Genomic DNA, 24,652 nt, shown 5'->3' with positions numbered 1-24,652 from the left:
CGGTCGGGGTGCATGCGATCGTGCGCTGCCACTGCACTTCAAAATTCGCCACCATTTCGGCTAACGGGCACAGCACCGGTAACCGCTGAAGATTCCACGCTCAGACACGACGCGATCGGTCTGCCAACCGACCGCTTCGCCATGCGCTTACACCGCAGACGGCGCCAATTCGCGCAGCTTGCCCTGGTTTAGCTCCAGCACGCGGTCCAGACGCCGTGCCAAGCCGCGGTCGTGCGTCACCAACACCAGGCTGGTGCGCTGGGCGCGGTTGAGCTCCAGCATCAGCTCGAACACGGTGCCCGCGGTCTTGTCGTCCAGATTGCCGGTGGGCTCGTCGCCCAATACGCAGCCCGGCTTGTTGACCAATGCACGCGCCACCGCACAGCGCTGACGTTCGCCCCCGGAGAGTTCGCTGGGCTTGTGTTCGACGCGATGCCCAAGCCCAACCGATTCCAGCAGTTGCAGTGCCTGACCCTTGGCGACGGCCACATCCTTGCCGGACAACAGTACCGGCATCATCACGTTCTCCAACGCGGTGAATTCGGGCAACAAGTGATGGAACTGGTAGACGAAGCCAAGCGCCTGGTTACGCAGCTTGCCGCGCTGCGCGTCGGACAGCGCCGACATGCGCTCGCCGGCCACATACACCTCGCCGGAGGTCGGAATATCCAGCCCGCCGAGCAGATGCAGCAAGGTGCTCTTGCCGGCGCCGGAGGCACCGACGATCGCCACGGTTTCGCCGGTGGCCACCGAGAGATCCAGGCCATCGAATACCGGCGTGCGCATCTTGCCTTCGGCGTAGGTCTTGGCCAGCGCTTCGGCGCGGATCACCGCAGTTGCCTGTTCTGGTGTTTGCACGGCCGCTTCCCGGATCTCATTCATAGCGCAGCGCCTCCGCCGGCTGGGTGCGCGAAGCGCGCCACGCCGGGTACAAGGTCGCCAGGAAACTCATCACCAATGCCACCACGGTGATCACTACCACGTCCTGGGTTTGCATATCGGTCGGCAGGCCGGTGATGTAGTACACGTCTTCGGGTAGCAACTTGACGCTGAAAATCGTTTCGATCACGCCCAGGATGCGTTCGAGGTTGAACGTCAGCACGATGCCGCCGATCACGCCCATGAAGGTACCCATGAAGCCGATCAACGAGCCCTGCACCATGAATACCTGCATCACCCCGCCCGGCGACAGCCCGAGCGTGCGCAAGATGGCGATATCGGCCTGTTTGTCGGTCACCAGCATCACTTGCGAGGACACCAGGTTGAACGCTCCCATCGCCACGATCAGCGACAGCAGGATGCCCATCACCGTCTTTTCCATCTTCAAGGAGTGGTACAGGTTGGCGTTTTCCTGGGTCCAGTCGCTGACCCGATACGGGCCGTGCAACTTCACCGCCAGATCGCGCGCCACCGGCCAGGCCTGATCCATGTCATGCAGGCGCAGGCGCACGCCGGTGACGCCATCCATGCGCAGCACGCGCGCAAGGTCCTGCATGTTCACCACGGCCAGGCCGCGGTCGATCTCGTTGTATCCGGCCTCGAAAATACCGCTCACGGTAAAGCGCTTGAGCCGCGGCATCGCGCCCAGCGGCGTTGCCTGGGTGTCGCTGAGCAACACGACGATGCTGTCGCCGACATCCACGCCAAGCCACAACGCCAGCTCCTTGCCGATGACGATGTTGTACGAGCCAGGGGTCAGGCTGTCGACCGAGCCCTGCTGCATCTTCTTGGCCAGCACCGACACCTTGCCTTCTTCGGCAGGAATCACGCCGCGCACGATGGCCGGCTGCTTGCGCGGGCCCTGCAATAAGGATTCGGTTTCGATGTAGGGCGCGGCACCGGCTACGCGCGGATCGGACATGGCGACCTCGACCGCATGCTGCCAGTCGCGCATCGGCGCGCCTTCTGCACTGACAGTCGCGTGGGCAGCCATCTGCAGCAGGCGGTCGCGAATTTCCTTCTGGAAACCGCTCATCACTGCAAGCGTGGTGATCAGCACGGTCACGCCCAGGGCGATGCCCAGGATCGACGCCATCGAAATAAACGATATGAAGCCATTGCGCCGCTTGGCACGCAGATAGCGCAAGCCGATGGCAACCGGGATAGGTTTGAACATGCGGTTCAACCGGGAAAGGGATGCTATGGTGCCACTAGCGGCCGCCCCGACGAAATGGCGTGGGCCTGAGCGGCCAGACGCAGTTCACGTCGTTGCGGCGCCGGCAAGGTGTCCGGCCAGAAATGCAGGCGCTCGCGCCGGCCATCCGCTCGCCTCCACGACACCACCGCAAGCGGTCCGCGCCAACGGACCTGCAGCCCTTCCACCTGCATACCGTCAATGCTGGCGGGCGTTTGCGTCCATGGCACCAGCAACTGCCTCACTGGCGAACGCAACAGCTGGCGCACTGCTCGCCCGCCTGCAAACACCGCGTACGCCGACAACGACACGGCCAGCCACGGTGGTACGCCACTGCGCCACACCGCGCACACGGCCAGCGCCACCAACACGCTCAATGCGCAAATCAACCAGCGCGAGGGGCGCCACTCAAGCCGGCAAGGCGCGAATATCGGCGATGAGTGCGGCGTTGGCGGCATCGGGGCAAGCCTCGTATCCCATGAACCAGCGCCACAACTTATCGTCTTCGCAATCCAGTAGCTGTAGGAAAACCGCGCGCTCGGCGTCGGGAGCCTGCGCCCAGCGTTGATCAAGGTAGCGCCCGAACAATTGGTCGAGTTCGCGCATGCCGCGCCGGCAACGCCAGCGCAGTTTTTTCAGCAGGGTTTGTTCGTCCATTCTCACTCTCCACCGCACCGCATGGCGGGCCAAAAACGACAGCGGCACCTGACCCAAGGGCCGGTGCCGCTGCAAACCACATCCCCGTGGTGGGGAATCAATGCCGTGCAATCAGGCGCGACGCGCCATCATCAGCTTCTTGATTTCGGCGATCGCCAGCGCCGGGTTCAAGCCCTTCGGGCAGGTCCGTGCGCAGTTCATGATGGTGTGGCAGCGATACAGCTTGAACGGGTCTTCCAGATCGTCCAGACGCGCACCGGTGTCTTCGTCGCGCGAATCGATGATCCAACGGTAGGCCTGCAGCAGGATCGCCGGGCCCAGATACCGCTCGCCATTCCACCAGTAGCTTGGGCAACTGGTCGAGCAGCATGCGCACAGGATGCACTCGTACAATCCGTCGAGCTTGCGACGGTCTTCCGGCGACTGCAGGCGCTCGCGGTCCGGCGGCGGCGGGGTCTGGGTACGGATCCACGGCTTGATCGACGCGTACTGCGCATAGAAATGCGTCAGATCCGGCACCAGGTCCTTGATCACGCTCATGTGCGGCAGCGGATAGATCGGCACCTCGGACTTGCCGCATGCGGCAATCGCCTTGGTGCAGGCCAGCGTGTTGGTGCCATTGATGTTCATCGCGCACGAGCCGCAAATGCCCTCGCGGCAGGAGCGACGGAACGCCAGCGTCGGGTCGATCTCGTTCTTGATCTTGATCAGCGCGTCCAGGACCATCGGGCCGCATTTATCCAGATCGATCTCGTAACTGTCGGTGCGCGGGTTGGCGTCGACGTCCGGATCCCAGCGGTAGACCTTGAAGGTGCGCGTGTTCTTGGCGCCCTTTGCAGGGTAATGCTTGCCCTTGCCGATCTTTGAATTCTTGGGGAGGGTGAACTCTGCCATAGCTGCTCTCGTTGGCTCAGGCGATGCGCGGTGCGGACGACAACTGCACCGTGCGCATGAAGGTAAAGATGACGGATGCCACTGCCGAAGCAGTCGCACAGCGGCCGGCCATGTGCCGGCGCTGCTCCAGCGTCATGCCACGACCACACTGCTGCACCGACTCGCCGCCACGCGCCGAGGCGATGGCAAGCGATGACAAGGCAACGGTGGGTCGCTGCATGCGCATCGATCAGTAAACGCGCGGCTTCGGCGGGACCACGTCCACGTCCTTGCTCAGCGTGTACATGTGCACAGGGCGGTAATCGAATTCGCACTTGCCCTTGTCGTCGACGGTCACCAGCGTGTGCTTCTGCCAGTTGACATCGTCGCGATCCGGGAAGTCTTCGTGCGAATGCGCGCCGCGGCTTTCCTTGCGCTGTTCGGCCGAATTGATCGTCGCCACCGCGTTGAGCAGCAGGTTGTTCAATTCATAGGTCTCGATCAGGTCCGAATTCCACACCAGCGAACGGTCAGACACCTTGACGTCTTCGAAGGTGGCGAAGATCTCGGCCATCTTGTCCACGCCCTCTTTCAGCGTCTTGCTGGTGCGGAACACGGCGGCGTCCGATTGCATGGTGCGCTGCATGTTGTCGCGGATCACGGCCGTCGGCGTGGAGCCGTTGGCGTGACGCAGCTTGTCCAGCAGGCCCAAGGCCTTGTCGCAGGCATCGGACGGCAGCGTCTTGTGCGGCTGATTGGGCTTGACCGTCTCGGCACAGCGATTGGCAACCGCGCGGCCGAACACCACTAGGTCCAGCAGCGAGTTCGAACCCAGACGGTTTGCACCATGGACCGAGACGCACGCCGCCTCGCCGATGGCATACAGGCCCGGCACCACTGCATCCGCATCGTCGCCCTGCTTACGCACGACCTCGCCGTAGAAGTTGGTCGGAATGCCGCCCATGTTGTAGTGCACGGTCGGCAGCACCGGGATCGGCTGCTTGGTCACGTCCACGCCGGCGAAGATGTGTGCGCTTTCGGCGATGCCGGGCAGCTTTTCGTTGATCACTTCCGGACCAAGGTGGGTCAGGTCGAGCAGGATGTGATCCTTGTGCTCGCCCACGCCACGGCCTTCTCGAATTTCCACCGTCATCGAACGCGACACCACGTCGCGCGACGCCAGATCCTTGTAATGCGGTGCGTAGCGCTCCATGAAGCGCTCGCCATTGCTGTTGCGCAGGATGCCGCCTTCGCCGCGCACGCCCTCGGTGATCAGGCAGCCCGCGCCGTAGATGCCGGTGGGGTGGAACTGCACGAATTCCATGTCCTGCACGGGCAGGCCGGCACGCATCACCAGGCCGCCGCCGTCACCGGTACAGGTGTGTGCGGAGGTGGCGCTGAAGTAGGCACGGCCGTAACCGCCGGTCGCCAGCACCACACCGTGGGCGCGGAACAGATGCAGCGAGCCTTCGGCCATGTCCAGTGCGAGCACGCCACGGCAGACGCCTTCTTCGTCAAAAATCAGATCGAGCGCGAAGTACTCGATCATGAAGCGTGCGTTGTGCGCTAGCGACTGCTGATACAACGTATGCAGCATGGCGTGGCCGGTCCGGTCGGCTGCGGCGCAGGTACGCTGCGCGGACGGGCCTTCGCCATACTTGGTGGTCATGCCGCCGAACGGGCGCTGGTAGATCTTGCCCTCTTCGGTACGCGAGAACGGCACGCCGTAGTGTTCGAGCTCGATGATGGCCGGAATCGCTTCGCGACACATGTACTCGATCGCGTCCTGGTCACCCAGCCAATCGGAGCCCTTGATGGTGTCGTAAAAGTGGTAGCGCCAGTCGTCCTCGCCCATGTTGCCCAGCGCCGCGGAAATACCGCCCTGCGCTGCAACGGTGTGCGAACGGGTCGGGAAGACCTTGGTCAGGCAGACCGTCTGCAGGCCCTTCTGGGCCAGGCCGAACGTGGCGCGCAGGCCGGCGCCACCGGCGCCCACCACGACCATGTCGTACTTGTGTTCTGTGATCTTGTAAGCGGACATCGAATTATGGGTTCCTGTTTGGTCGCTGACGACTCAGCTCATGCCCAGCGCGATACGCGCCACGGCAAATACGCTGACGATGGCGCCCAGCACGGCAACAAAACGCACGAGGGTCTGCGCAATCAGTGCGAGCAGCGAGTCGTGCACGTAGTCTTCCAGTACCACCTGCATGCCAAGCTGGGCATGCCAGAACGAGGCAATGAGGAAAGCGACAAGCAAAATCGCATTCCACGGCTTGGCCACTGCGGCGGTGGCGGCGGCGTGATCGGCACCGATCAGGCTCAGCACGAAGATCAGGAACCAGATCGACAGCGGCACCAGTGCGGCCGCGGTCAGGCGCTGGATCACGAAATGTTCGGTACCGGTCTTGGCGGCGCCCAGGCCGCGCACATTCTTCAGAGGGGTACGGTAGCGGCTCATACGGCACCTCCGGACAGCAGTACGTAAGCCCAGATGGCGATAGTCAGCACAAGGCTCAGAACCACCGACAACCACCCCATGCTGATGAACGAGCGCACGGCGTAGCCTTGCCCGAAGTCCTGCAGCATGTGGCGCAAGCCACCGAACAGGTGGAAGGCAAAAGACCAGGTCCAGCCGAACAGGAATACCTGCCCATACCAGGTGGCAGCCTGATCGCGGAAACAATTCCAATGGTCGGGGCCAAGCATCAAGGTGAGCAAGGCAGCGGCAATTCCCAGTGCGCCGACGGACAGTACGATGCCGGTGGCTCGATTGAGAATCGAGGTCACCATCTGTATCTGCCAAAGGTATACCTGGAGATGCGGGGAGAGAGGACGTTCGCGGATCGCCATTCGCTGGGCTCGTTTTCTCGGCTGGGCGGCACTAGGCCGCTGTGGCTAAAAGCTGCTCAAAAATCGATGCAGCGTCCATTTTTTTCCCAGTCGCCGTAGCGCGTTGGCTCGGGGCCGTCGCGCCCACCAATCTCCTTCGGCAGTTGCTTTTTCTCGGGAATATGCTCCTGAGAAGAAGGCTGCGTCTCGGAATCCTGCGCTGGGGTGGGGGTTGGATGGCCTATCATAGTGCTCTCACAACTTGGCGATTTTAGTCCTCCCCTTCCGTGGCTGACAACCTGAATCTTATTCCGCAGGGTTTTGGCTCCCTGCACGACATGCAATACGTCCGATTGGCCGGTACGGATGCAGTGGCGTTTGCGCATGCCCAATTTGCCAATGACGTACAGGCGCTGGCGGTTGGGCAGTGGCAGTGGAACGCGTGGCTGACGGCGAAGGGGCGCGTGATTGCCATCTTCGCACTCCTGCGTGAGGACGACGCACACCTGCTGATGCTGTTGCCGGACGGCAACTCAGCCGAGATCGCCGCGCAACTCAGCCGTTTCGTGTTCCGCCGCAAGCTGAAAATCAGCGCTGCCGCGCTGCTCGCCTACGGCGGCTTCGTAGCGCCGGAACACGCGCATGCCGCGCAAGCCGATCTCGGAACCCAGCGTATCGAGCTGGATCTGGGTAGCGCAGCGCTGCCGCGCACGCTATTGCTCTACAGCCCGGATGCATTGGCGATGCCTATCGAACTGCCGAGCGCACAGGCGCAGTGGCGGACGACCGATCTGCAACTGGGGCTCGCCCGCCTGGTCGAGAGCCAGCGCGAACAGTGGACGCCGCAGCAGTTGGCACTGGACCGCCTGCAGGCGTACAGCGTCAAGAAAGGCTGCTACCCGGGTCAGGAAATCGTGGCGCGGACGCACTTCCTGGGCAAGGCCAAGCGCGTCTTGCAGCTGCTCGAAACGGATGCGGCCGTGGATGCAGGCGATGCCGTCGCATTGGACGGTAGCGCGATCGGCACGGTGGTGAGCGTGGCCGGCAACCTCGCGCTGGCGGTATTGCCGTTGGAGCTGACGCTGGACGCCGGTGCCGCGTTGCAGGCAGGCACGCAGGTCGCCCGCCCACGCGCACTCACGACGGGGCTGGAGCGTTAGCGGCAAAAAAAGCAGCGAGCCATGCCAGACGGGAATGGACATCGCGCAGCACGCAGTGGCCCAACGACACCCGCCAATTCCGAGCGCCGGCCGTGCCCGTCTGGCGGCTGCGTCGCTGTTGACCAGTTTGCCTAAGCCGCCTCCAGCCGCTGGCCGGTGGCTGGATCGAAAAAGTGCAAGGCCTCGCTGCGCAATGCCAGGCGCAACGGCTGGCCCACCGCCGGCAAGCTCTGCGGCGGGACACGGATCACCAGCGGCTGACCGCCACGGTCGAGATTGAGGAAGATCTCGTTGCCGACCGGCTCGATCACATCGACCCGCGCATCGAAGCCCAGGACCGCATCGTCGGACGGCTGCAAGTGCTCCGGGCGCACACCGACGATCACGTCCTGGCCGAACCAAGCCGCATCGACCCGCGCCGCACCCAGTGGCACGCGCCAACCATCGGCCATGACCAGGTGCAGGCCGTCCTGCGCGTCCAGACGCCCCTGCAGCACGTTCATCGCCGGGCTGCCGAGGAACCCGGCCACGAACAGATTGGCCGGACGGTCGTACAGCGCCATCGGACTGTCGATCTGCTGGATCACGCCATCCTTGAGCACCACGATACGCTGGCCAAGCGTCATCGCTTCGACCTGATCGTGGGTGACGTAGATCATGGTGGTGCCAAGCTTGCGGTGCAGCTGCGCGATCTCGGTGCGCACGCTGTGGCGCAACTTGGCGTCCAGGTTGGACAGCGGCTCGTCGAGCAGGAACACCGAGGATTCGCGCACCATCGCCCGGCCCAGCGCCACGCGCTGACGCTGACCGCCGGACATCGCCTTGGGCAGCTTGTCCAGCATCGGCGTCAGGCCCAACAGCTCTGCGGCGTTGTTGACGCGTTCGGCGATGACCTGCTTCGGATGCCCGCGCAGCTTGAGCCCGAACGCCAGGTTTTCGGCCACGGTCATGTGCGGATACAGCGCGTAGCTCTGGAACACCATGGCGATGTCGCGATCCTTCGGCGCCACGTCGTTGACCACGCGCTCGCCGATCTTCAGCGTGCCGGCGCTGATGTCTTCAAGCCCGGCAATCATGCGCAACAGGGTCGACTTGCCGCAGCCGGACGGCCCCACCAGCACCATCAGCTCGCCGTCGGCCACTTCGAAACTTGCGCCCTGCACCGCCACCTGGCCATTGTCGTAGACCTTGCGGACACCTTCCAACTGCACTTTCGCCATCGTTCGGCCTCAACGTAAGTTGTGCGCCCTGCCCTCGGCCCTCCCGATGGCGGTGACGCCGCATGCGCTTGCGAGGAATTCCCTGCAAACGAATGCATTGGTTTATTCTGACATGTAATCGTTTTCACATGGCAACATCGATCTCTGGAGGACCATGCCGCCACGCAGGTATGACGCATTGCCTGCAGTGCAGCTCGCCGCACGACGCATGGCATGCCATCACGCAGGTGCAGCTATGCCGCCATGGCGCTAACCGCTGATCGCCAGTTGCTGCAACAATCCGGGACTGGGTGTCAGCGTCCATCCCCCGCTGCGCGCACGCAAGTGTCGCTCAGGAACAGACGTACCGACCGCCGGACGACCGGCGCCTTTCCGACAAGCTGCTGATAACGATGTCTCCAGAATCTGAAACGCGGTCCATGCACAACACCCTGATCCTGTTTGGCGCCACCGGCGATCTTGCCCAGCGCTATCTCTTTCCTTCCCTGCTGCGCCTGTTCATCGACGGCCTGCTGCCGGAGGACTTCCGCATCCGTGCGCTGGCGCTGTCGCCGCACGACACCGATGCATTTCGCGAAGTACTGCGGCCACGCCTGACCGAAGCATTGCCGATCGCGACCGCCGAACAGATCGACACGCTGCTGCAGCGAATCGATTACCGCTCGGTGGATCTGCGCGATGCCGAGTCGGTGGCCAATGCGGTCCGCGAGCTGGCCAGCCGCCGCTGTGTGAGCTACCTGGCGATCCCGCCGGGCCTGTACATCAGCACCTGCCAGGGCCTGGCGCTGGGTGGCGCGCTGGAGGCACCGCATCGCTTGATGCTGGAAAAACCGATCGGCCACGACTCCGACAGCGCCCGCGACATCCTGCAGTCGATCGGCGCGCTGATCGACGAGGACCGCGTGTTCCGCCTGGACCACTACCTGGGCAAGGCGGCGGTGCAGAACCTGATCGCACTGCGCTTCGGCAACACGCTGCTGGAGGCGGTCTGGAACCGCGCCTACATCGAGTCGGTGCAGATCCTGGTCGCCGAAAGCGAAGGCGTCGACGGGCGCGACGCCTACTACGCCCGCTCCGGCGCACTGCGCGACATGGTGCAGAGCCATATCCTGCAGCTGTTGTGCCTGGTGGCAATGGAGCCGCCGGCCTCGCTGGAAGCCGACCGCATCCGCGATGAGAAGGTCAAGGTGCTGCGCGCCCTGCGTCCGATGACCGCCGAGCACGCCGCGCATGACTGCGTGCGCGGCCGCTACACTGCCGGCAGCATCAACGGACAGCCGGCGCAGGCCTACCACCCGCCGGAAGGCAGTGACGTGGAGACCTTTGTCGCCGTCACCGCGCATATCGACAACTGGCGTTGGGCCGGCGTGCCGTTCCACCTGTGCACCGGCAAGCGGCTGGCCGAGCGCTCCACCCGCATCGTGGTGACGCTCAAGCCGGTGACGCATTGGCTGTTCGAACGCCCCGACCGCCAGAATGCGGTGCCGAACCGCCTGACCTTCCAGTTGCAGCCGCAGGAAAACATCGAACTCGGCCTGATGAGCAGCCTGGCTGGCCCGGAATGGGGCGCGATCGAACTGCAGCCGCTGGAACTGGAACTGTCGGTGCCGACGGGCCTGCACCGTCGTATCGCCTACGAACGTCTGTTTGTGGACGCCTTCAACGGCAACCCCGCGCTGTTCGTGCGCGACGACGAGGTCAAGGCAGCGTGGTCGTGGATCGACAGCGTCAGCGACGCCTGGAAAGACGCCGCGCTGCCGCTGCAGCCCTACCCGGCCGGCAGCTGGGGGCCCGAATCTGCTGCCCACTTCCTGCCCCCGGCCACCGACGCACAGGGAAACAACGCATGACCGCTCCTTCCAAGCCGGTGCTGGTTGCCGATATCGGCGGAACCAATGCGCGCTTCGCGCTGGCCGATGTCGACGCTTCGGTGCCGTTGCTGGATGACACCTCGCGCGAATTTGCCGTGGTGGACTTCGGTTCGCTGGGCGAAGCCGCGCGCTATTACCTCGACCAGATCGGCGTGCAGGCCACCCAGGGCGTGTTCGCCGTGGCAGGCCGCGTGGATGGCGACGAGGCACGCATCACCAACCATCCCTGGGTGATCTCGCGCTCGCGCACCGCCACCATGTTGGGTTTCAGTACCTTGCATCTGATCAACGACTTTGCCGCGCAGGCCATGGCCATCAGCCTGCTGCGCCCGCAGGACGTGGTGCAGGTGGGCGGCGCCAGCTGGCGGCCGGCGCCGATCGATCAAGCGCGCAACTATGGCGTGATCGGCCCGGGCACCGGCCTGGGCGTGGGTGGCCTGATCATTCGCAACGGGCGCTGCTTTCCGCTGGAAACCGAAGGCGGCCATGTCAGCTTCCCGCCCGGCACGCCGGAAGAAATCCGCATCCTGGAAATCCTGTCCGAGCAGTTCGGCCGGGTCTCCAACGAGCGGCTGATCTGCGGCCCTGGCCTGGTCAACATCCATCGCGCGCTCAGCGAGATCGCCGGCGTCGATCCCGGCCCGCTGCAACCCAAGGACATCACCGCGCGCGCGGCCGCGGGCGACCCGCGGTCCTCGCGCACCATCGACCTGTTCTGCGCCATCTTCGGTGCGATCGCCGGCGACATGGTGCTGATGCAGGGCGCCTGGGACGGCGTGTTCCTCACCGGCGGGCTGGTGCCCAAGGTGCTGGATTCGCTCCAGCATTCCGGCTTTCGCCAGCGCTTCGAGCACAAGGGCCGTTTCTCCGCGATCATGTCGAAGGTGCCATCGCTGGCGGTCATGCACCCGCATGCCGGCCTGCTGGGCGCCGCCGCATACGCGGTGGATGCACAACGTCAGCACCCCGGGGAGCAGCGATGAACCTGCAGGACAACCCGCGCATCGCCCTGGTGCGCTACGACGACCCGGCCGAGTGGACCGAGGCGGTGGCCAGCGAAATGGCCGACCTGCTGGAACAGGAAATCTCCCGGCGCGGCCAGGCACGCATGCTGTTGTCCGGCGGTACCACGCCTGCGCCGGTGTACGAGTCCCTCGCCCACCGGCCGCTGGACTGGTCGCGGGTGGAAGTGGGCCTGGTCGATGAGCGCTGGTTGTCGCCGCAGGATCAGGACAGCAATGCCTGGCTGGTGAATCACAGCTTCCTGACCCACGCACCGGCCGCGACCTTCATCCCGCTGGTTCGCCCAGGCAAGCAATTGCCCGAATGCGTGCACACCGCCAACCTGCAGGCCAAGCATGCCGAACCGGCCTGCCTGGCGGTGCTGGGCATGGGCGGTGACGGGCATACCGCGTCGTTGTTCCCGGGTGCCACCGACCTACCCAAGGCGCTCGCCAGCCCGCAGCCGTATGCCTCGCTGGATGCCACCGGCTGCCCGGGCTCGAACCAATGGCCGTTACGCATCACCCTCACACCTGCAGGGCTTGCCAGCATTCCGACGCGCCTGCTGTTGTTGCGCGGCAAGCAGAAGCTGGACGTGCTCCAGGCTGCGCTGGCAGGCGACGATGTCAACGAATATCCCATCCGCGTGGCGCTGCAGCAGCCTGGTCCGCGGTTGCGGGTGCATTGGTGTGCTTGAATGCGAGTGGTTTGATGCGAGTCCTTCGCAACAGCCGATGCGATGCGAGTCCCTCGCAAAAACCCGCACATCCATGTGCGGGGAATTAAAAGAGCATTTTCTGCCCCCCTGTTTCTCATAGCCGGTAGCCAATGAGCCTGCATCCGAATATCCAAGCCGTCACCGACCGTATCCGCAAGCGCAGCGCTCCCTCGCGCGCAGCGTATCTGGCCGGTCTCGATGCTGCCCTGCGTGAGGGTCCGTTCCGTAGCCGCTTGAGCTGCGGCAATCTTGCGCATGGCTTCGCTGCGTCCGAGCCGGGCGACAAATCGCGCCTGCGTGGTGCGGCCACGCCGAACCTGGGCATCATCACTGCCTATAACGACATGTTGTCGGCACATCAGCCGTTCGAACACTACCCGCAGCTGATCCGCGAGACTGCCCGCGCGCTCGGTGCCACCGCACAGGTGGCCGGTGGCGTGCCGGCGATGTGCGACGGCGTCACCCAGGGCCGCGCCGGCATGGAGCTGTCGCTCTTTTCGCGCGACAACATCGCCCAGGCGACAGCCATCGGCCTGAGCCACGACATGTTCGACAGCGTGGTGTACCTGGGCGTCTGCGACAAGATCGTGCCGGGCCTGCTGATCGGTGCGCTGGCGTTCGGCCATTTGCCGGCGATTTTCATGCCGGCCGGCCCGATGACGCCGGGCATTCCGAACAAGCAGAAGGCCGAAGTGCGCGAACGCTACGCCGCTGGCGAAGCCACGCGCGCCGAGCTGCTGGAAGCCGAGGCCTCGTCCTACCACTCGCCGGGCACCTGCACCTTCTACGGCACGGCCAACTCCAACCAGGTCTTGCTCGAAGCGATGGGCGTGCAGCTGCCCGGCGCCTCGTTCGTCAATCCGGAGCTGCCGTTGCGTGATGCGTTGACCCGCGAAGGCACCGCGCGCGCATTGGCGATCTCGGCGTTGGGCGAAGATTTCCGTCCATTCGGTCGCCTGATCGACGAGCGCGCCATCGTCAACGCCGTGGTCGCGCTGATGGCGACCGGTGGCTCAACCAACCACACCATCCACTGGATCGCAGTGGCGCGTGCGGCCGGCATCGTGCTGACCTGGGACGACATGGACCTGATTTCGCAGACGGTGCCGCTGCTGACGCGCATCTACCCGAACGGCGAAGCCGACGTGAATCGCTTCCAGGCCGCTGGCGGCACGGCATTCGTGTTCCGCGAGCTGATGGACGCCGGCTACATGCACGACGACCTACCCACCGTGGTGGAAGGCGGCATGCGTGCCTACATCAATGAGCCGCGCCTGCAGGACGGCAAGGTGACCTACGTGCCAGGCACTCCCACCACCGCCGACGACAGCGTGGCGCGTCCGGTCGGCGATGCCTTCGAATCGCAAGGCGGGCTGCGCCTGCTGCGCGGCAATCTCGGTCGCTCGTTGATCAAGCTGTCGGCAGTCAAGCCGCAGCATCGCAGCATCCAGGCGCCGGCCGTGGTGATCGATACGCCGCAGGTGCTCAACAAACTGCATGCTGCCGGCGTGTTGCCGCACGATTTCGTGGTGGTGTTGCGCTACCAGGGCCCGCGCGCAAACGGCATGCCGGAGCTGCATTCGATGGCGCCGCTGCTGGGCTTGCTGCAGAACCAGGGCCGGCGCGTGGCATTGGTCACCGACGGCCGCCTGTCCGGTGCCTCGGGCAAGTTCCCGGCCGCAATCCACCTGACGCCCGAAGCGGCACGCGGCGGCCCGATCGGGCGCGTACGCGAAGGCGACATCGTGCGCCTGGACGGCGAAGCCGGCACCCTGGAAGTGCTGGTCTCGGCCGAAGAATGGGCATCGCGCGAGGTTGCACCCAATACGTCCGTTGCCGGCAATGACCTGGGCCGCAATCTGTTCGCCATCAACCGCCAGGTCGTCGGCCCCGCCGACCAGGGCGCGATTTCGATTTCCTGCGGCCCGACCCATCCGGACGGTGCGCTGTGGAGCTACGACGCCGAGTACGAACTCGGTGCCGATGCTGCCGCTGCGGCAGCACCCCACGAGTCCAAGGACGCCTGATCCCCTTCCCTCTGTGCGGCCGCTCCGGCGGTCGCCGTCACCCGGAGTTGCAATGACGATTGCCCAGACCCAGAACACCGCCGAACGTTTGCTGCGCGATGCCGGCATCCTGCCGGTGGTCACCGTGGACACGCTGGACCAGGCGCGCCGCGTCGCCGATGCGCTGCTCGAAGGCGGTCTGCCCGCGATCGAGCTGACCCTGCGCACGCCGGTTGCCATCGATGCGCTGGCGATGCTCAAGCGCGAGCTGCCCAACATCGTGATCGGCGCCGGCACGGTGCTCAGCGAGCTGCAACTGCGCCAGTCGGTGGATGCCGGTGCAGACTTTCTGGTGACCCCGGGCACGCCGGCGCCGCTGGCGCGCCTGCTGGCGGATGCACCGATCCCGGCGGTTCCAGGCGCGGCCACCCCGACCGAGCTGCTGACGTTGATGGGCCTGGGCTTTCGCGTCTGCAAGTTGTTCCCGGCCACCGCCGTGGGCGGTCTGCAGATGCTCAAGGGCCTGGCTGGCCCGTTGTCCGAGCTCAAGCTCTGCCCCACCGGCGGCATCAGCGAGTCCAACGCCGCCGAGTTCCTGGCGCAGCCGAACGTGCTGTGCATCGGCGGCTCGTGGATGGTGCCCAAGGACTGGCTGGCGCAGGGCCAGTGGGACAAGGTCAAGGAAAGTTCGGCCAAGGCGGCGGCGATCGTGCGGCAGGTGCGTGCAGGCTGACGCGCTGACGCCATCTCCAGCGGGTTGATCGTTGGATGACTTCGAATCTGTACGCCGATACAGATGTACGGATTCGCTAAGGACGGCATTGGAGATCGAGTGATCCTGCATGACGGCGATCACTGCAGTGTTCGCCCGTAGGCCGAAAAAAATCTTTCGAAGCATCCTTGAGCGCGGCTTTTCTGCTCGAGGTCATGGCGATGGCACACCGATCTGCTCGAAGCCACGGTAATGAAACACCGAAGCGGCAGCGCGGCCGGCGATCGGCGGAGAGCGGCGCACGGAGGTGTCGCGACGGCGCGTCAGACAGGATGTCTGTCGCTCCGAAGAGCCGATCCCCGGCTGCGCTGTCGCCCCTTACCGGAGCCGCTGATTGGCGGTCGGGTGCTTTGGTTGTCGTACGAGCCGAAGGAAGCAACCGTACCCCAACCCCTCTCCCGGGGGGGGAGAGGGGCTTAACGCCTTACCTCGTTCACGATTCCAACGCTGCGCTCGACCGCCTCGCCTTCGGCACACCACGCGCACGCTGTACCAGCGCAGCCGCACCGCTGCTCATGTCGTCGAGGATCGCGTAGATCGTCGGCAGGAACAGCAGGCTCACCACCGTCGAAAACGCCAGGCCGCCGGCGATGGCGCGCGCCATCGGGAAGTACGGTGGGCCGTCGCTGAACATCGTGGTGCTGGTCAGCGAGATCGGCACCATCGCCAGGATCGCGGTGCCCATGGTCATCATGATGGGCCGCAAACGCTCGCGTGAGCCTTCGACCAGCGCCTGCGTCCGCCCCATGCCGCGGCGGCGCAGATTGTTGATGTGCTCGATCATCACGATGCCGTTGTTCACCACCACGCCCATCAGCACCAGGATGCCGATGAAGGACATGATGCCGAACGAGGTACCGGTGATCCAGAACAGCCAGAACACCCCGAAGATCGAGAACAGCACCCCGCTCATGATCGCCGCCGGGAACAGCAGCGATTCGAACACCGCGGCCATCACCACATAGATCATCACCAGCGCGATCACCAGATTGAACACCATCTGGTTCATCGCCTCGCCGTCGTTCTGGTAATCGCCGCCGTCGAAGGTGTAGCTGTAACCGGCCGGGAAACTCATCGCCTTGAGCGGCGCTTCCATCGCTGCGCGCGCCTCGGGCATGGTGACCTTTTCGGCGAGATTGGCCTTGATCGTCAGCGTCGTCTGCCGATTGGTGCGCCCGATCTGGGTGGCGGCCGGACGGATCTGCACCTCCACCAGACTCAGCAACGGTACGCTGCGGCCGTCCTTGGTGCGCACGGTGAAGCTGGCCAGATCTTCCGGCTTGCTCTGCTCGGCGCCGGCAAACCGCACCCACACCGGCACCTCGTTGTCGCCCCGGCGGAACTCGCGCAGCGGTGTGCCGCGCAACGCCAACCCGACAAAACTGGCCACCTGCTCGGCACTGAATCCGAAGGCAGCCGCGCGCTCGCGATCGACACGAATCGCCAGCTCGCTGGTGCGGTCGCCCGTATCCACATGCACATCACGCAGCTCCTTGCGCTGCGCCAGCAGTGGAATCACATCGTCGGCCAGCGCTTTCAGTGCATCAGTCGAATCGCCGACCAACTGCACCTGCACGCCCTGGTTGCCATTGCCGCCATCGCCCTGATTACCGATGCTGTAATCGGCGCGCGCAGAGCGCGGCAGCTCCTTGCGGATCTTTTCCAGCAGCGGCGGCAGGTCCTTGACCTTGCTCGCATCGAAGGTCACCACCGTATTGCTGCCTTCCACTTCGCTGAACCACGAATAGATCTGCGTGATGTGGTACCTGGCGCGATTGGCTTGGAGATAGTTTTCGACACGGCCGATCTCTTCGCCCAACTGCTCACGTGTGTACGAACCTTTCCACTGATACTGGATAAAGGCTTCGTTGCCCCCGTCGCCACCGAACATGTCGACCTTGGTCAACTTCATGGGCACCAGGCTGATCGCGCTGACCAGGATGATGCCGGTCACGCTCCAGCCGCGGTGCGCCAACGTCCACGCCAGCACCTTGGCGTAACGGCGCTGCAGCCGTGCAATCACGCCGTGCTCGGAGGTCACCATCGGCGGCGTTTTCATGCGTGCCGACAACATCGGAATCAAGCTGATCGCCACCAGCCACGACGCCAGCAACGACACCGAGATGGTGATGGCGATCTGCGCCATGAAAATACTGATGTTGTTGGTTTCGCCAAACAAATTCGGCACGAACACGATGCAATGGCAAAAGGTGCCGGCGCTGAGCGCAATGGCCACGCTGCGCGTTCCCAGCAGCGCGGCAAGCTGCGGTTGATCGGGCATGCGCTCGCGTTCCTGGTAGATGCTTTCCACCACCACCACCGCGTTGTCCACCAGCATGCCCACTGCCAGCAGCAACCCCATCATGGTCAGGATGTTGAGCGTGACCCCGACGAAATACATGAAGCCCAAGGTGATGGCGAAGCAGATCGGGATCGCCAATGTCACCATCAGCGTCGATGGCCAGTGCCGCAGGAAGAAGAACAACACGGTGATCGATAACAGCAGACCCACCGCGCCGGCTTCGGCCAGTTCGGCCAGCGACGAGGTCACCGCCTTGCCATGGTTGTCGATCACCTTGACCTGCACATCGCGCAGCGCCGGTTGGGCGCGGATGTCTTCAACCTCTTTCAACGCCGCCTTCGACACCTCCACCAGATTGGCGCTGCGTTCCTTGTAGACATCCAGGCCGATGGCCGGGCGCCCATCCAGGCGCCGGCCATAATTCATGCGCGTCGGCTTGAGCCGCACCTCGGCGATGTCGCCCAGCCGCACACCTTTGGCATTGAGCACCAGCTCGCGCAATTCCTGCAGGTCGCGCAGCTCGCCGATTGGCTGCACCCGGATACGCTGGCCGTTGTCGTCGATCTGGCCTGCAGACACCGAGAAATTGAGCTTGCCCAAGCGCTCGCTCAGGTCGTTGAGGCTGAGGTCGTGCGCGGTGAGCCGATCCGGTGCGATCGCGATCTCGACCTCGTTCGGCGGCGCACCGGAAATCTCCACCTTGGCCACGCCGGGGATGCGCTCGATGCGCCGCTTGAACTCGCGGTCGAGCATGTCGTACGCACCGGTCAGATCGGTCTGGCTGGCCAGGCGCACCTTGAGCACCGGCTCGTCGCTGCTGGACCACTTGAAGACGTGGAAGCGCTGCAGATCCTCCGGGAAATCGTCGCGCACCGCATCCAATCGCTCGCGCGCATCGGATGCGGCGATGGCGATATCGCGGTCCCAGTCGGAGAATTCGATGAAGATGTTCGCGCCGTCCGCGGTGGCGGTCGAGCGCATGCGCTTGATGCCGGTCATCGTTGCCAGCGCTTCCTCGGCCGGTCGCACCAGGTTGCGCTCCACCTCGTCCGGCGTGGAGCCGGTGTAGGGCAATTGCACGAACAGGAATGGCGCGGAAATATCCGGCAGCGCCTCCAAGGGCAGCCGGAACGCCGCGATCAAGCCCACCACCACCAGCGACACGAAGCACATGATGGTGGTGACCGGGCGACGGATGCTGAAGGCGGCAATGCTCATAGCGCCCCCAGTCCGTCGGCATTGCTCGCCGCCTGTGCACGTTGCCCGGCCATGCGCCGGCCGCGCTCCAGGTAGTACGCATCGGCACGGCGATCCAGCAGGTCGTACACCACCGGGATGACCAGCAGGGTCAGCAAGGTCGACACCAGCAACCCACCGATCACGGTGATCGCCATCGGTGCACGCACTTCAGCGCCCTCGCCCATCGCCACCGCCAGCGGCAGGAAGCCGAACAAGGTGCACAAGGTGGTCATGATGATCGGCCGCAGGCGCGAGCGCGCACCTTCGATCAGCGCCTCGCGCTTGGGCACGCCGTCTTCGCGCAGCTGGTTGACCTTGTCGATCAGGATGATCGCGTTCTTGGTCACCAGGCCCACCAGCAGGATCAGGCCGATGAACACCACCACCGAGATCGGCTTGCCGGTCATCAGCAGGGCCAGCACCGCACCGACCATTGCCAACGGAATGGTGAACAGAATGACGAATGGATGCAGCAGCGACTCGAACTGCGAGGCCATCACCAAATAGACCAGGAAGATCGCCAGGCCGAACGCGAACAACAGCGACTTCACCGATTGCGCCAGCTCCTCGCCCTGCCCGCCGATGTGCATGCCCACGCCGGCAGCAAGCGGGTCCTTGCGCACCATCGTTTCCACTTCGCGTACCGCGCCGCCCAGGTCGATGTCCTTCAGGCTGGCCGACACGATCGCCACGCGGGTCTGGTCGGCACGATGGATCTCGCTCGGCCCCGTCGTCGCCAACACCTCGGCAACGGCCGCCAGGCGCACCGGCCGGCTGCTGCCCGGGTTGACGATCAGCTGACGGATCGCATCGACACTGGCGCGATCGGCTTGTTGGGCACGCACCAGCACATCAATCTTGCGGTCACGGAAGCTGTAGCGCGTGGCCACATCGCCACGTACCTTCTTGACGATGACATCGGCGATCTGCCGCGTGGTCAGCCCCAAGGCACCAGCGCGCTCCTGGTCGAAACGGATCTGGATCTCCGGGAAGCCCTCTTCCACCGTCGATTTGACGTCGGCGTAGTGGCCGTTGGCGCGCAGCATCGCGGCCAACTTCTGCCCGGCGCGTTCCAGCTCGCCCAGATCCTGGCCGCGCAGTTCCACTTCCAGCGGTGTCGAAAAACTGAACAACGCCGGCCGCGCGAAATCCACCTGTGCGCCCGGGTGCCCGACCATGCTGCTGCGCAGCCGCTCGGTCGCCGCCGCCTCCACTGCCGGGCTGCCGCCACCGGCCATCACCACGGTGAGCTTGCCGATGTTCTCGCCGCTCTCGGTGGGGTTGGCATCCAATCGCGTGCCGCTACCGCTGACGCCGTACAGCGAGGCGACGCCCGGGTCCTTGTCGTGCGCCAGCTGCAACTCGCGCACCACTGCATCGGTCTGCGCCAGCGGCGTGCCGGAAGGCAGTTTGACGGTCATTTCGAAGCGATCCTGCGCCAGCTGCGGAATCAGATCCGCGCCCAGCATCGGCACCAGAAACACTGTCCCGATGAACGCCGCCGCGGCCAGCCCCAGCACCAACCAGGGACGCCGCAGCGCCGCCGGCAACATCCCCAGATAGCCACGCTCGGCACGGGCATACGGCGCCATCGCCAGGTCGCTGGCCTTGCGCATCACCGGCCCCACCACGCGGCTCAACCCGCGCCACACCTTCACCACCGCCCACGCCGCACCGAAGAACGCATAACGCACGCTCGCACCCGCGCCGCGCCGCCCGGCCGCCACCGGCTTGAGCCAGCGCTGCTCGGGCCGCCAATCCGGATGGCTCGGCTCGTCCGGGAACGCCATCGGCGGCGCGCCCTTGAGCGAGCTCAGCATCGGAATCAGCGTCATCGACACCACCAGCGAAATCGCAATCGCGATCGCCACCGTCAATGCCTGATCGCGGAACAGCTGCCCGGCGATGCCTTCGACGAACACCAACGGCAGGAATACCGCAATGGTGGTCAACGTGGACGCCATCACCGCCATGCTCACTTCGCGGGTGCCGGCGATGGCCGCGTCCAGTACGCCCAGGCCACGCTCGCGTGCCTTGGCGATGCTCTCCAGCACCACGATCGAATCGTCCACCACCAGGCCGGTGGCCAACGCCAGCCCGCCCAGCGACATCACGTTGAGGCTCAACCCCAGCTGACCCATGAAGAAGAACGTGGTGATGATCGACACCGGCAACGACAGGCTGATCACGAACGTGCTCCAGCCATCGCGCAGGAACAGGAAGATGATCAGGATCGCCAGCACGCCGCCAATCACCGCATCTTTTTTGACATCGCTGATCGCATGCTCGATGAAGTGCGATTGGTCCTCGATCGTGGTGATTTCCACATCGCCCGGCACCGTCGCCTTGAGTTGCTCCAGGCGCTTGCGCAGCGCCGCGGCGGTGGACACGGTATTGGCATCGCCTTCCTTGTAGATCGCCAGCTCCACCGCTTCCTTGCCGCCCAGGCGGATGATCGCCTCGCGTTCCTTGTAGCCCTGGCGCACCTGCGCCACATCCTTCAGCCGCACCGGCATGCCGCCGGCGATGCTGCTGCTGGACGAGGAGGAGGTGCTCTGCACTTCGGCCGCTGCCGCCAGCGCCGCCTGCGAACCGGTGGACGCCGCAATGGCGTACATCTGTTGCATCGCCGCTTCGGCCGCGCTGCCACTGCTGCTTTGGGTGGTCACCAGCATGTTGCGGATCTCGTCCAGATCCACGAACTGGTTGACCGTACGCACCAGGTAACGCTGCGAGCCTTCTTCCAGCCGACCGCCGGAGATGTTGACGTTCTCCTCCTTGAGCCGGGTGATCACGTTGTCGATCGGCAGATTGAGCTGCGCCAGCTTCTGCTGATCGATGTCGACCTGGATCTCGTCTTCCAGCCCGCCGCCGACCTTCACCGCTGCCACGCCGGCCACCGGTTCGAGCTTCTTTTTCAGGTCTTCGTCGGCATAGCGACGCAAGCCGGTGAGCTGGCGGATCGCATCGGTATCGGAGGCCGGCGCCTGCTTGGGCGACAACGCCAGCCGCATGATCGGCTCGGTGGAAGGATTGAAGCGCAGCAGTACCGGCGGCTTGGTTTCCAGCGGCAGCGACAAGGCCTCCATTTTGTCGCGCACCTCCAGGCTGGCCTGGTCCATATTGGTGCCCCAGGCAAACTCCAGCACCACATCGCTCTGCCCTGTGCGCGAGATCGACTTGAGCTTGCGCAGGTTCTTGACCACCCCGACCGCTTCTTCCACCGGCTCGGTCACCAGCGTTTCGATTTCCGCCGGCGCCGCGCCGGTGTATTCGGTGCGTACGGTGAGCGTGGGATAGCTCAGATCGGGCAGCAGATTGACCTTGAGGCTGCGTAACGCGATCAGCCCGAACAGCAGCATCGTTACGGTGATCATGGCGATGGTCACACGCCGCCGCGTGGCGAAGGCCACCAGGCCACCGCCGCCAGGCAGTGGTGCGTGCGGATCATGCACGGGTCCGTGCGGGTTGCCGTTCTCGCTCATGCGTGCGTCTCATCATGTGCGGGCGCAGCGGCCTTGGTCGCGACCGGCTTGCGATCAGGTTGGCCGATCACCTGCACCGCAGTGCCGTCGCGCAGCGCCACCTTGCCGGCAGTCACCACCTGGTCGCCTTCCTTCAGGCCCTGCCGCACTTCCAGCCACGGCCCCTCGGCATAGCCCAGTTTCACCGGCACCCGGCTGGCCTTGCCGTTGCGCACTACGAACACTGCCGGTTCGCCATCGTCCAATAACGCCAGGCGCGGGATCACCAAGGCGTCCTTGCGCTGGTCGTAATCGATACGGATGCGCCCGAACATGCCCGGCTGCAACGCTTCGGCCCCCTGGCCGAATGCGCAGACCACGCGAAACGTGCCGCTGCCCGAGTCCACCACCGGCGCGATGCGATCCACCTTGCCGACGAATTGTTGGCCCGGTAGCGCATCGGCCAGCAAGGTCACCGGCTGGCCCGACTTGAGCGTGGCCAATTCGCGTTCGGGCACGTTGAGCGTGGCCTCCAGCTGCGAATCGTCGACGATGCGGAAGATCGGCGTATTGATCTGCACGAAGTTGCCGGTCTTGATCGAGCGCGATGCGATCACGCCGGAGATCGGCGCCTGCACCGTGGTGTACGACAGCTCCAACGATGCAAGCCGGTGCTGCGCACGGCTGTTTTCGACATCGAATTTGAGCTGGTCCACATCCGCGGCGCTGACCAACTGCTGCCCTACCAACTGGGTGGCGCGGCGATAGCTGTTTTCCAGCTTGCGCAGCTGGGCTTCGCTCTGCGCCACCGCCAGGTGTGCGCGATCCGGATCCAGACGCACCAGTGCCTGGCCCGCCGACACCTTCTGCCCCTCTTCCACCATCACCGACAGCGCAACGCCCGAGGTCTTGGCCACCACTTGCGCCTCGGCACGTGGCTCCAGCGCAGCGGTGCCGGTGTAACTGGCGGCCACCGCACGGCGCGCGGCCTTGGCGATTTCCACCGGCACCGCATCGACGGCCTTCTTTTCCTCGGCGGTCTTGGCCTGGCCCTCTCCTGCCTTGCAACCCCCCAGCAGCAGGCTCGTGGTGATCAACAATGCAGCGGCGCAGGTTCCGCTGCGACCCGGCAAGAAGGAGAGTGGCGACATCGTCGTGTCCTAGTGGATGCGTGAACAGGTGTTGTAGGCAAGTAGACCACCCAGATGCACATGCCGCCAATGCGCCAAAGGTCATGGTCTATTCAACTTTGCCTATTCACCCGGTTTGCGCCGCGCCAAATCGCAGGCATACTCGGTCCGGTTCCGTCACGCCCCCACGTGCGGACGCTCAATCAGTCTTCCGGATACGAAACCATGCGCCCGCAGCCGCTCGCCGCTTGTCTCGCTCTGGTCGTCTTCCTGCCGTTTGGGGGCGCATCAGCAACACCGCAAGCCACACCCGCAGCTCCGGCCCCCCCGGCACCTGCTGCCGCGGTGGCAACCCCTGCCGCGCCGACCGGCAACCCGTCGAATGGGCGCTTGCTCGCCTATACCTGCCAGGGTTGCCACGGCGTCACCGGCTATAAGAACGCCTACCCCAGTTATCGCGTGCCCAAGATTGGCGGCCAGACCAGCCAGTATCTGACCCAGGCGTTGACCGAATATCGCCAGGGCAAGCGCAAGCATCCAACCATGCAGGCGCAGGCGCAGAGCTTTTCCGAGCAGGACATCGCCGACATCTCCGCCTTTCTGTCCACTCTCAAATAAGCGCCCACATGCCGAACGCCCTGCACGCTCCGCGTCTAGCCATCGTCCTGGTCGCTGCCCTGATGATGGCGGCCTGTTCCCAATCCCAGGTTGAGTCCACCGATCACTCCGCTGGCGACCCCGGCCACGCCAGCGGCGAGCACGGCTCCGGCTCGTCGGCAGGTCTGCCCACCGGCCGCGCCGACGCCGGCGACAAACTCGCCCATGCCAAGGGCAAGGCGACCGGCCAGAGCTGCGTGGACTGCCACGGTGCCGATGGCAATGCGCCGATCGATCCCAGCTATCCCAAACTGGGCGGCCAATACGGCGACTATCTTGCGCATGCGCTGCAGGCCTACCGTAGCGGCGACCGTCAGCATCCGTTGATGACCGCCCAGGCCACGGCGCTGAGCGATCAGGACATCGCCGACCTGGCGGCGTACTTCGGCGCGCGTCAGACGCAGTTGCGCGATCTGCACGGCGTCAACTGAGTGCGATGCGAACATCGCACCGTCTCATTCGGGATGAAAAAGCGCTTGCGCGAACATTAACAGGCCGCTATCATTTCGTTCTCAGTTTCGTGGGGCCATAGCTCAGCTGGGAGAGCGCCTGCATGGCATGCAGGAGGTCGGCGGTTCGATCCCGCCTGGCTCCACCACTTCAGACATTAGGCCG

The 24,652-nt window shown here is 64.7% G+C and carries 22 protein-coding genes and 1 tRNA gene; 9 read left to right on the top strand and 14 right to left on the bottom strand.

Features of this window, described 5'->3' with window-relative positions; translation table 11 throughout:
- Window positions 1-147 precede the first annotated feature (147 nt).
- The 10 genes from lolD to LN450_RS20105 all read right to left on the bottom strand — a co-directional run bounded on the left by lolD (window position 148) and on the right by LN450_RS20105 (window position 6,744).
- A complete protein-coding gene (lolD, locus tag LN450_RS20150; RefSeq protein ID WP_011347452.1) occupies window positions 148-882 on the bottom strand; it encodes a lipoprotein-releasing ABC transporter ATP-binding protein LolD in 735 nt (244 codons plus the stop codon).
- The gene (locus LN450_RS20145; RefSeq protein WP_008576657.1) at window positions 875-2,116 is read right to left on the bottom strand and encodes a lipoprotein-releasing ABC transporter permease subunit; all 1,242 of its coding nucleotides are present in this window, start codon (window positions 2,114-2,116) and stop codon (window positions 875-877) included. Before LN450_RS20145 ends, lolD begins: the two co-directional genes overlap by 8 nt.
- Window positions 2,117-2,139: 23 nt before the next feature.
- Window positions 2,140-2,592 (bottom strand): YgfX family protein, encoded by a 453-nt coding sequence (locus tag LN450_RS20140; RefSeq protein WP_011347451.1) that lies wholly within the window; start codon window positions 2,590-2,592, stop codon window positions 2,140-2,142.
- Entirely contained in the window at window positions 2,543-2,791 is a 249-nt protein-coding gene (locus LN450_RS20135) for an FAD assembly factor SdhE (RefSeq protein ID WP_003482785.1), read from the bottom strand. Before LN450_RS20135 ends, LN450_RS20140 begins: the two co-directional genes overlap by 50 nt.
- 111 nt (window positions 2,792-2,902) lie before the next feature.
- Complete coding sequence (locus tag LN450_RS20130) at window positions 2,903-3,685, bottom strand: succinate dehydrogenase iron-sulfur subunit (RefSeq protein ID WP_011347450.1); 783 nt, start codon at window positions 3,683-3,685, stop codon at window positions 2,903-2,905.
- 16 nt (window positions 3,686-3,701) lie between these two features.
- Window positions 3,702-3,905 (bottom strand): hypothetical protein, encoded by a 204-nt coding sequence (locus LN450_RS20125; RefSeq protein WP_039417029.1) that lies wholly within the window; start codon window positions 3,903-3,905, stop codon window positions 3,702-3,704.
- 9 nt (window positions 3,906-3,914) lie between these two features.
- Complete coding sequence (gene sdhA / locus LN450_RS20120; protein ID WP_005916748.1) at window positions 3,915-5,705, bottom strand: succinate dehydrogenase flavoprotein subunit; 1,791 nt, start codon at window positions 5,703-5,705, stop codon at window positions 3,915-3,917.
- Between the two features lie 33 nt (window positions 5,706-5,738).
- Window positions 5,739-6,125, bottom strand: coding sequence for a succinate dehydrogenase, hydrophobic membrane anchor protein (gene sdhD / locus LN450_RS20115; protein WP_008576669.1), 387 nt, complete (start codon window positions 6,123-6,125; stop codon window positions 5,739-5,741).
- Window positions 6,122-6,517 (bottom strand): succinate dehydrogenase, cytochrome b556 subunit, encoded by a 396-nt coding sequence (gene sdhC, locus LN450_RS20110; protein WP_011347448.1) that lies wholly within the window; start codon window positions 6,515-6,517, stop codon window positions 6,122-6,124. Before sdhC ends, sdhD begins: the two co-directional genes overlap by 4 nt.
- Window positions 6,518-6,573: 56 nt before the next feature.
- Window positions 6,574-6,744, bottom strand: a complete 171-nt coding sequence (locus LN450_RS20105) for a DUF1674 domain-containing protein (RefSeq protein WP_011347447.1) — start codon at window positions 6,742-6,744, stop codon at window positions 6,574-6,576.
- A 39-nt stretch (window positions 6,745-6,783) separates the two neighbouring features.
- On the opposite strand from LN450_RS20105, the gene ygfZ reads away from it, so the two are divergent.
- On the top strand, window positions 6,784-7,656 hold the full coding sequence (gene ygfZ / locus LN450_RS20100; RefSeq protein ID WP_011347446.1) for a CAF17-like 4Fe-4S cluster assembly/insertion protein YgfZ: 873 nt from the start codon (window positions 6,784-6,786) through the stop codon (window positions 7,654-7,656).
- A gap of 131 nt (window positions 7,657-7,787) precedes the next feature.
- On the opposite strand, the gene LN450_RS20095 is transcribed toward ygfZ, so the two are convergent.
- Entirely contained in the window at window positions 7,788-8,876 is a 1,089-nt protein-coding gene (locus LN450_RS20095; RefSeq protein ID WP_008576674.1) for an ABC transporter ATP-binding protein, read from the bottom strand.
- Between the two features lie 419 nt (window positions 8,877-9,295).
- On the opposite strand from LN450_RS20095, the gene zwf reads away from it, so the two are divergent.
- The 5 genes from zwf to LN450_RS20070 all read left to right on the top strand — a co-directional run bounded on the left by zwf (window position 9,296) and on the right by LN450_RS20070 (window position 15,206).
- Complete coding sequence (zwf, locus tag LN450_RS20090; protein WP_008576676.1) at window positions 9,296-10,726, top strand: glucose-6-phosphate dehydrogenase; 1,431 nt, start codon at window positions 9,296-9,298, stop codon at window positions 10,724-10,726.
- Window positions 10,723-11,730 (top strand): glucokinase, encoded by a 1,008-nt coding sequence (gene glk / locus LN450_RS20085; RefSeq protein ID WP_005929801.1) that lies wholly within the window; start codon window positions 10,723-10,725, stop codon window positions 11,728-11,730. The genes zwf and glk overlap by 4 nt, the downstream gene beginning before the upstream one ends.
- Window positions 11,727-12,446: a 6-phosphogluconolactonase gene (gene pgl / locus LN450_RS20080; protein ID WP_008576678.1), complete on the top strand. Its 720-nt coding sequence runs from the start codon at window positions 11,727-11,729 to the stop codon at window positions 12,444-12,446. Before glk ends, pgl begins: the two co-directional genes overlap by 4 nt.
- A 131-nt stretch (window positions 12,447-12,577) precedes the next feature.
- Window positions 12,578-14,494 (top strand): phosphogluconate dehydratase, encoded by a 1,917-nt coding sequence (edd, locus tag LN450_RS20075; RefSeq protein ID WP_008576679.1) that lies wholly within the window; start codon window positions 12,578-12,580, stop codon window positions 14,492-14,494.
- Between the two features lie 52 nt (window positions 14,495-14,546).
- Entirely contained in the window at window positions 14,547-15,206 is a 660-nt protein-coding gene (locus LN450_RS20070) for a bifunctional 4-hydroxy-2-oxoglutarate aldolase/2-dehydro-3-deoxy-phosphogluconate aldolase (RefSeq protein WP_011347444.1), read from the top strand.
- A 472-nt stretch (window positions 15,207-15,678) separates the two neighbouring features.
- On the opposite strand, the gene LN450_RS20065 is transcribed toward LN450_RS20070, so the two are convergent.
- The 3 genes from LN450_RS20065 to LN450_RS20055 are packed head-to-tail and all read right to left on the bottom strand — an operon-like array spanning window position 15,679 to window position 23,401.
- On the bottom strand, window positions 15,679-18,765 hold the full coding sequence (locus LN450_RS20065; protein WP_011347443.1) for an efflux RND transporter permease subunit: 3,087 nt from the start codon (window positions 18,763-18,765) through the stop codon (window positions 15,679-15,681).
- Entirely contained in the window at window positions 18,762-22,271 is a 3,510-nt protein-coding gene (locus tag LN450_RS20060) for an efflux RND transporter permease subunit (protein WP_011347442.1), read from the bottom strand. Before LN450_RS20060 ends, LN450_RS20065 begins: the two co-directional genes overlap by 4 nt.
- The gene (locus LN450_RS20055; RefSeq protein ID WP_008576683.1) at window positions 22,268-23,401 is read right to left on the bottom strand and encodes an efflux RND transporter periplasmic adaptor subunit; all 1,134 of its coding nucleotides are present in this window, start codon (window positions 23,399-23,401) and stop codon (window positions 22,268-22,270) included. The genes LN450_RS20060 and LN450_RS20055 overlap by 4 nt, the downstream gene beginning before the upstream one ends.
- Window positions 23,402-23,605: 204 nt before the next feature.
- On the opposite strand from LN450_RS20055, the gene LN450_RS20050 reads away from it, so the two are divergent.
- The 3 genes from LN450_RS20050 (at window position 23,606) to LN450_RS20040 (ending at window position 24,635) form a co-directional block, all read left to right on the top strand.
- Entirely contained in the window at window positions 23,606-23,998 is a 393-nt protein-coding gene (locus tag LN450_RS20050) for a c-type cytochrome (RefSeq protein ID WP_033479153.1), read from the top strand.
- 8 nt (window positions 23,999-24,006) lie between these two features.
- Entirely contained in the window at window positions 24,007-24,468 is a 462-nt protein-coding gene (locus tag LN450_RS20045; RefSeq protein WP_008576685.1) for a c-type cytochrome, read from the top strand.
- A gap of 91 nt (window positions 24,469-24,559) precedes the next feature.
- Window positions 24,560-24,635 (top strand) — tRNA-Ala (locus LN450_RS20040).
- Window positions 24,636-24,652 lie beyond the last annotated feature (17 nt).

Origin of the sequence: Xanthomonas euvesicatoria pv. euvesicatoria (assembly GCF_020880415.1) — a bacterium.
Classification (GTDB): domain Bacteria; phylum Pseudomonadota; class Gammaproteobacteria; order Xanthomonadales; family Xanthomonadaceae; genus Xanthomonas; species Xanthomonas euvesicatoria.
This window is presented reverse-complemented; position numbering and strand designations above follow the sequence as displayed.

What these genes read in the sequence shown, in the direction of transcription:
- LN450_RS20145 (WP_008576657.1), bottom strand. Translation starts at nt 2,116, where the DNA reads ATGTTCAAACCTATCCCGGTTGCCATCGGCTTGCGCTATCTGCGTGCC.
- sdhA (WP_005916748.1), bottom strand. Translation starts at nt 5,705, where the DNA reads ATGTCCGCTTACAAGATCACAGAACACAAGTACGACATGGTCGTGGTG.
- LN450_RS20135 (WP_003482785.1), bottom strand. Translation starts at nt 2,791, where the DNA reads ATGGACGAACAAACCCTGCTGAAAAAACTGCGCTGGCGTTGCCGGCGC.
- glk (WP_005929801.1), top strand. Translation starts at nt 10,723, where the DNA reads ATGACCGCTCCTTCCAAGCCGGTGCTGGTTGCCGATATCGGCGGAACC.
- sdhD (WP_008576669.1), bottom strand. Translation starts at nt 6,125, where the DNA reads ATGAGCCGCTACCGTACCCCTCTGAAGAATGTGCGCGGCCTGGGCGCC.
- LN450_RS20060 (WP_011347442.1), bottom strand. Translation starts at nt 22,271, where the DNA reads ATGAGCGAGAACGGCAACCCGCACGGACCCGTGCATGATCCGCACGCA.
- lolD (WP_011347452.1), bottom strand. Translation starts at nt 882, where the DNA reads ATGAATGAGATCCGGGAAGCGGCCGTGCAAACACCAGAACAGGCAACT.
- sdhC (WP_011347448.1), bottom strand. Translation starts at nt 6,517, where the DNA reads ATGGCGATCCGCGAACGTCCTCTCTCCCCGCATCTCCAGGTATACCTT.
- LN450_RS20045 (WP_008576685.1), top strand. Translation starts at nt 24,007, where the DNA reads ATGCCGAACGCCCTGCACGCTCCGCGTCTAGCCATCGTCCTGGTCGCT.
- LN450_RS20125 (WP_039417029.1), bottom strand. Translation starts at nt 3,905, where the DNA reads ATGCAGCGACCCACCGTTGCCTTGTCATCGCTTGCCATCGCCTCGGCG.
- pgl (WP_008576678.1), top strand. Translation starts at nt 11,727, where the DNA reads ATGAACCTGCAGGACAACCCGCGCATCGCCCTGGTGCGCTACGACGAC.
- LN450_RS20105 (WP_011347447.1), bottom strand. Translation starts at nt 6,744, where the DNA reads ATGATAGGCCATCCAACCCCCACCCCAGCGCAGGATTCCGAGACGCAG.
- LN450_RS20050 (WP_033479153.1), top strand. Translation starts at nt 23,606, where the DNA reads ATGCGCCCGCAGCCGCTCGCCGCTTGTCTCGCTCTGGTCGTCTTCCTG.
- zwf (WP_008576676.1), top strand. Translation starts at nt 9,296, where the DNA reads ATGCACAACACCCTGATCCTGTTTGGCGCCACCGGCGATCTTGCCCAG.
- LN450_RS20140 (WP_011347451.1), bottom strand. Translation starts at nt 2,592, where the DNA reads ATGCCGCCAACGCCGCACTCATCGCCGATATTCGCGCCTTGCCGGCTT.
- LN450_RS20095 (WP_008576674.1), bottom strand. Translation starts at nt 8,876, where the DNA reads ATGGCGAAAGTGCAGTTGGAAGGTGTCCGCAAGGTCTACGACAATGGC.
- LN450_RS20130 (WP_011347450.1), bottom strand. Translation starts at nt 3,685, where the DNA reads ATGGCAGAGTTCACCCTCCCCAAGAATTCAAAGATCGGCAAGGGCAAG.
- LN450_RS20070 (WP_011347444.1), top strand. Translation starts at nt 14,547, where the DNA reads ATGACGATTGCCCAGACCCAGAACACCGCCGAACGTTTGCTGCGCGAT.
- LN450_RS20055 (WP_008576683.1), bottom strand. Translation starts at nt 23,401, where the DNA reads ATGTCGCCACTCTCCTTCTTGCCGGGTCGCAGCGGAACCTGCGCCGCT.
- edd (WP_008576679.1), top strand. Translation starts at nt 12,578, where the DNA reads ATGAGCCTGCATCCGAATATCCAAGCCGTCACCGACCGTATCCGCAAG.
- LN450_RS20065 (WP_011347443.1), bottom strand. Translation starts at nt 18,765, where the DNA reads ATGAGCATTGCCGCCTTCAGCATCCGTCGCCCGGTCACCACCATCATG.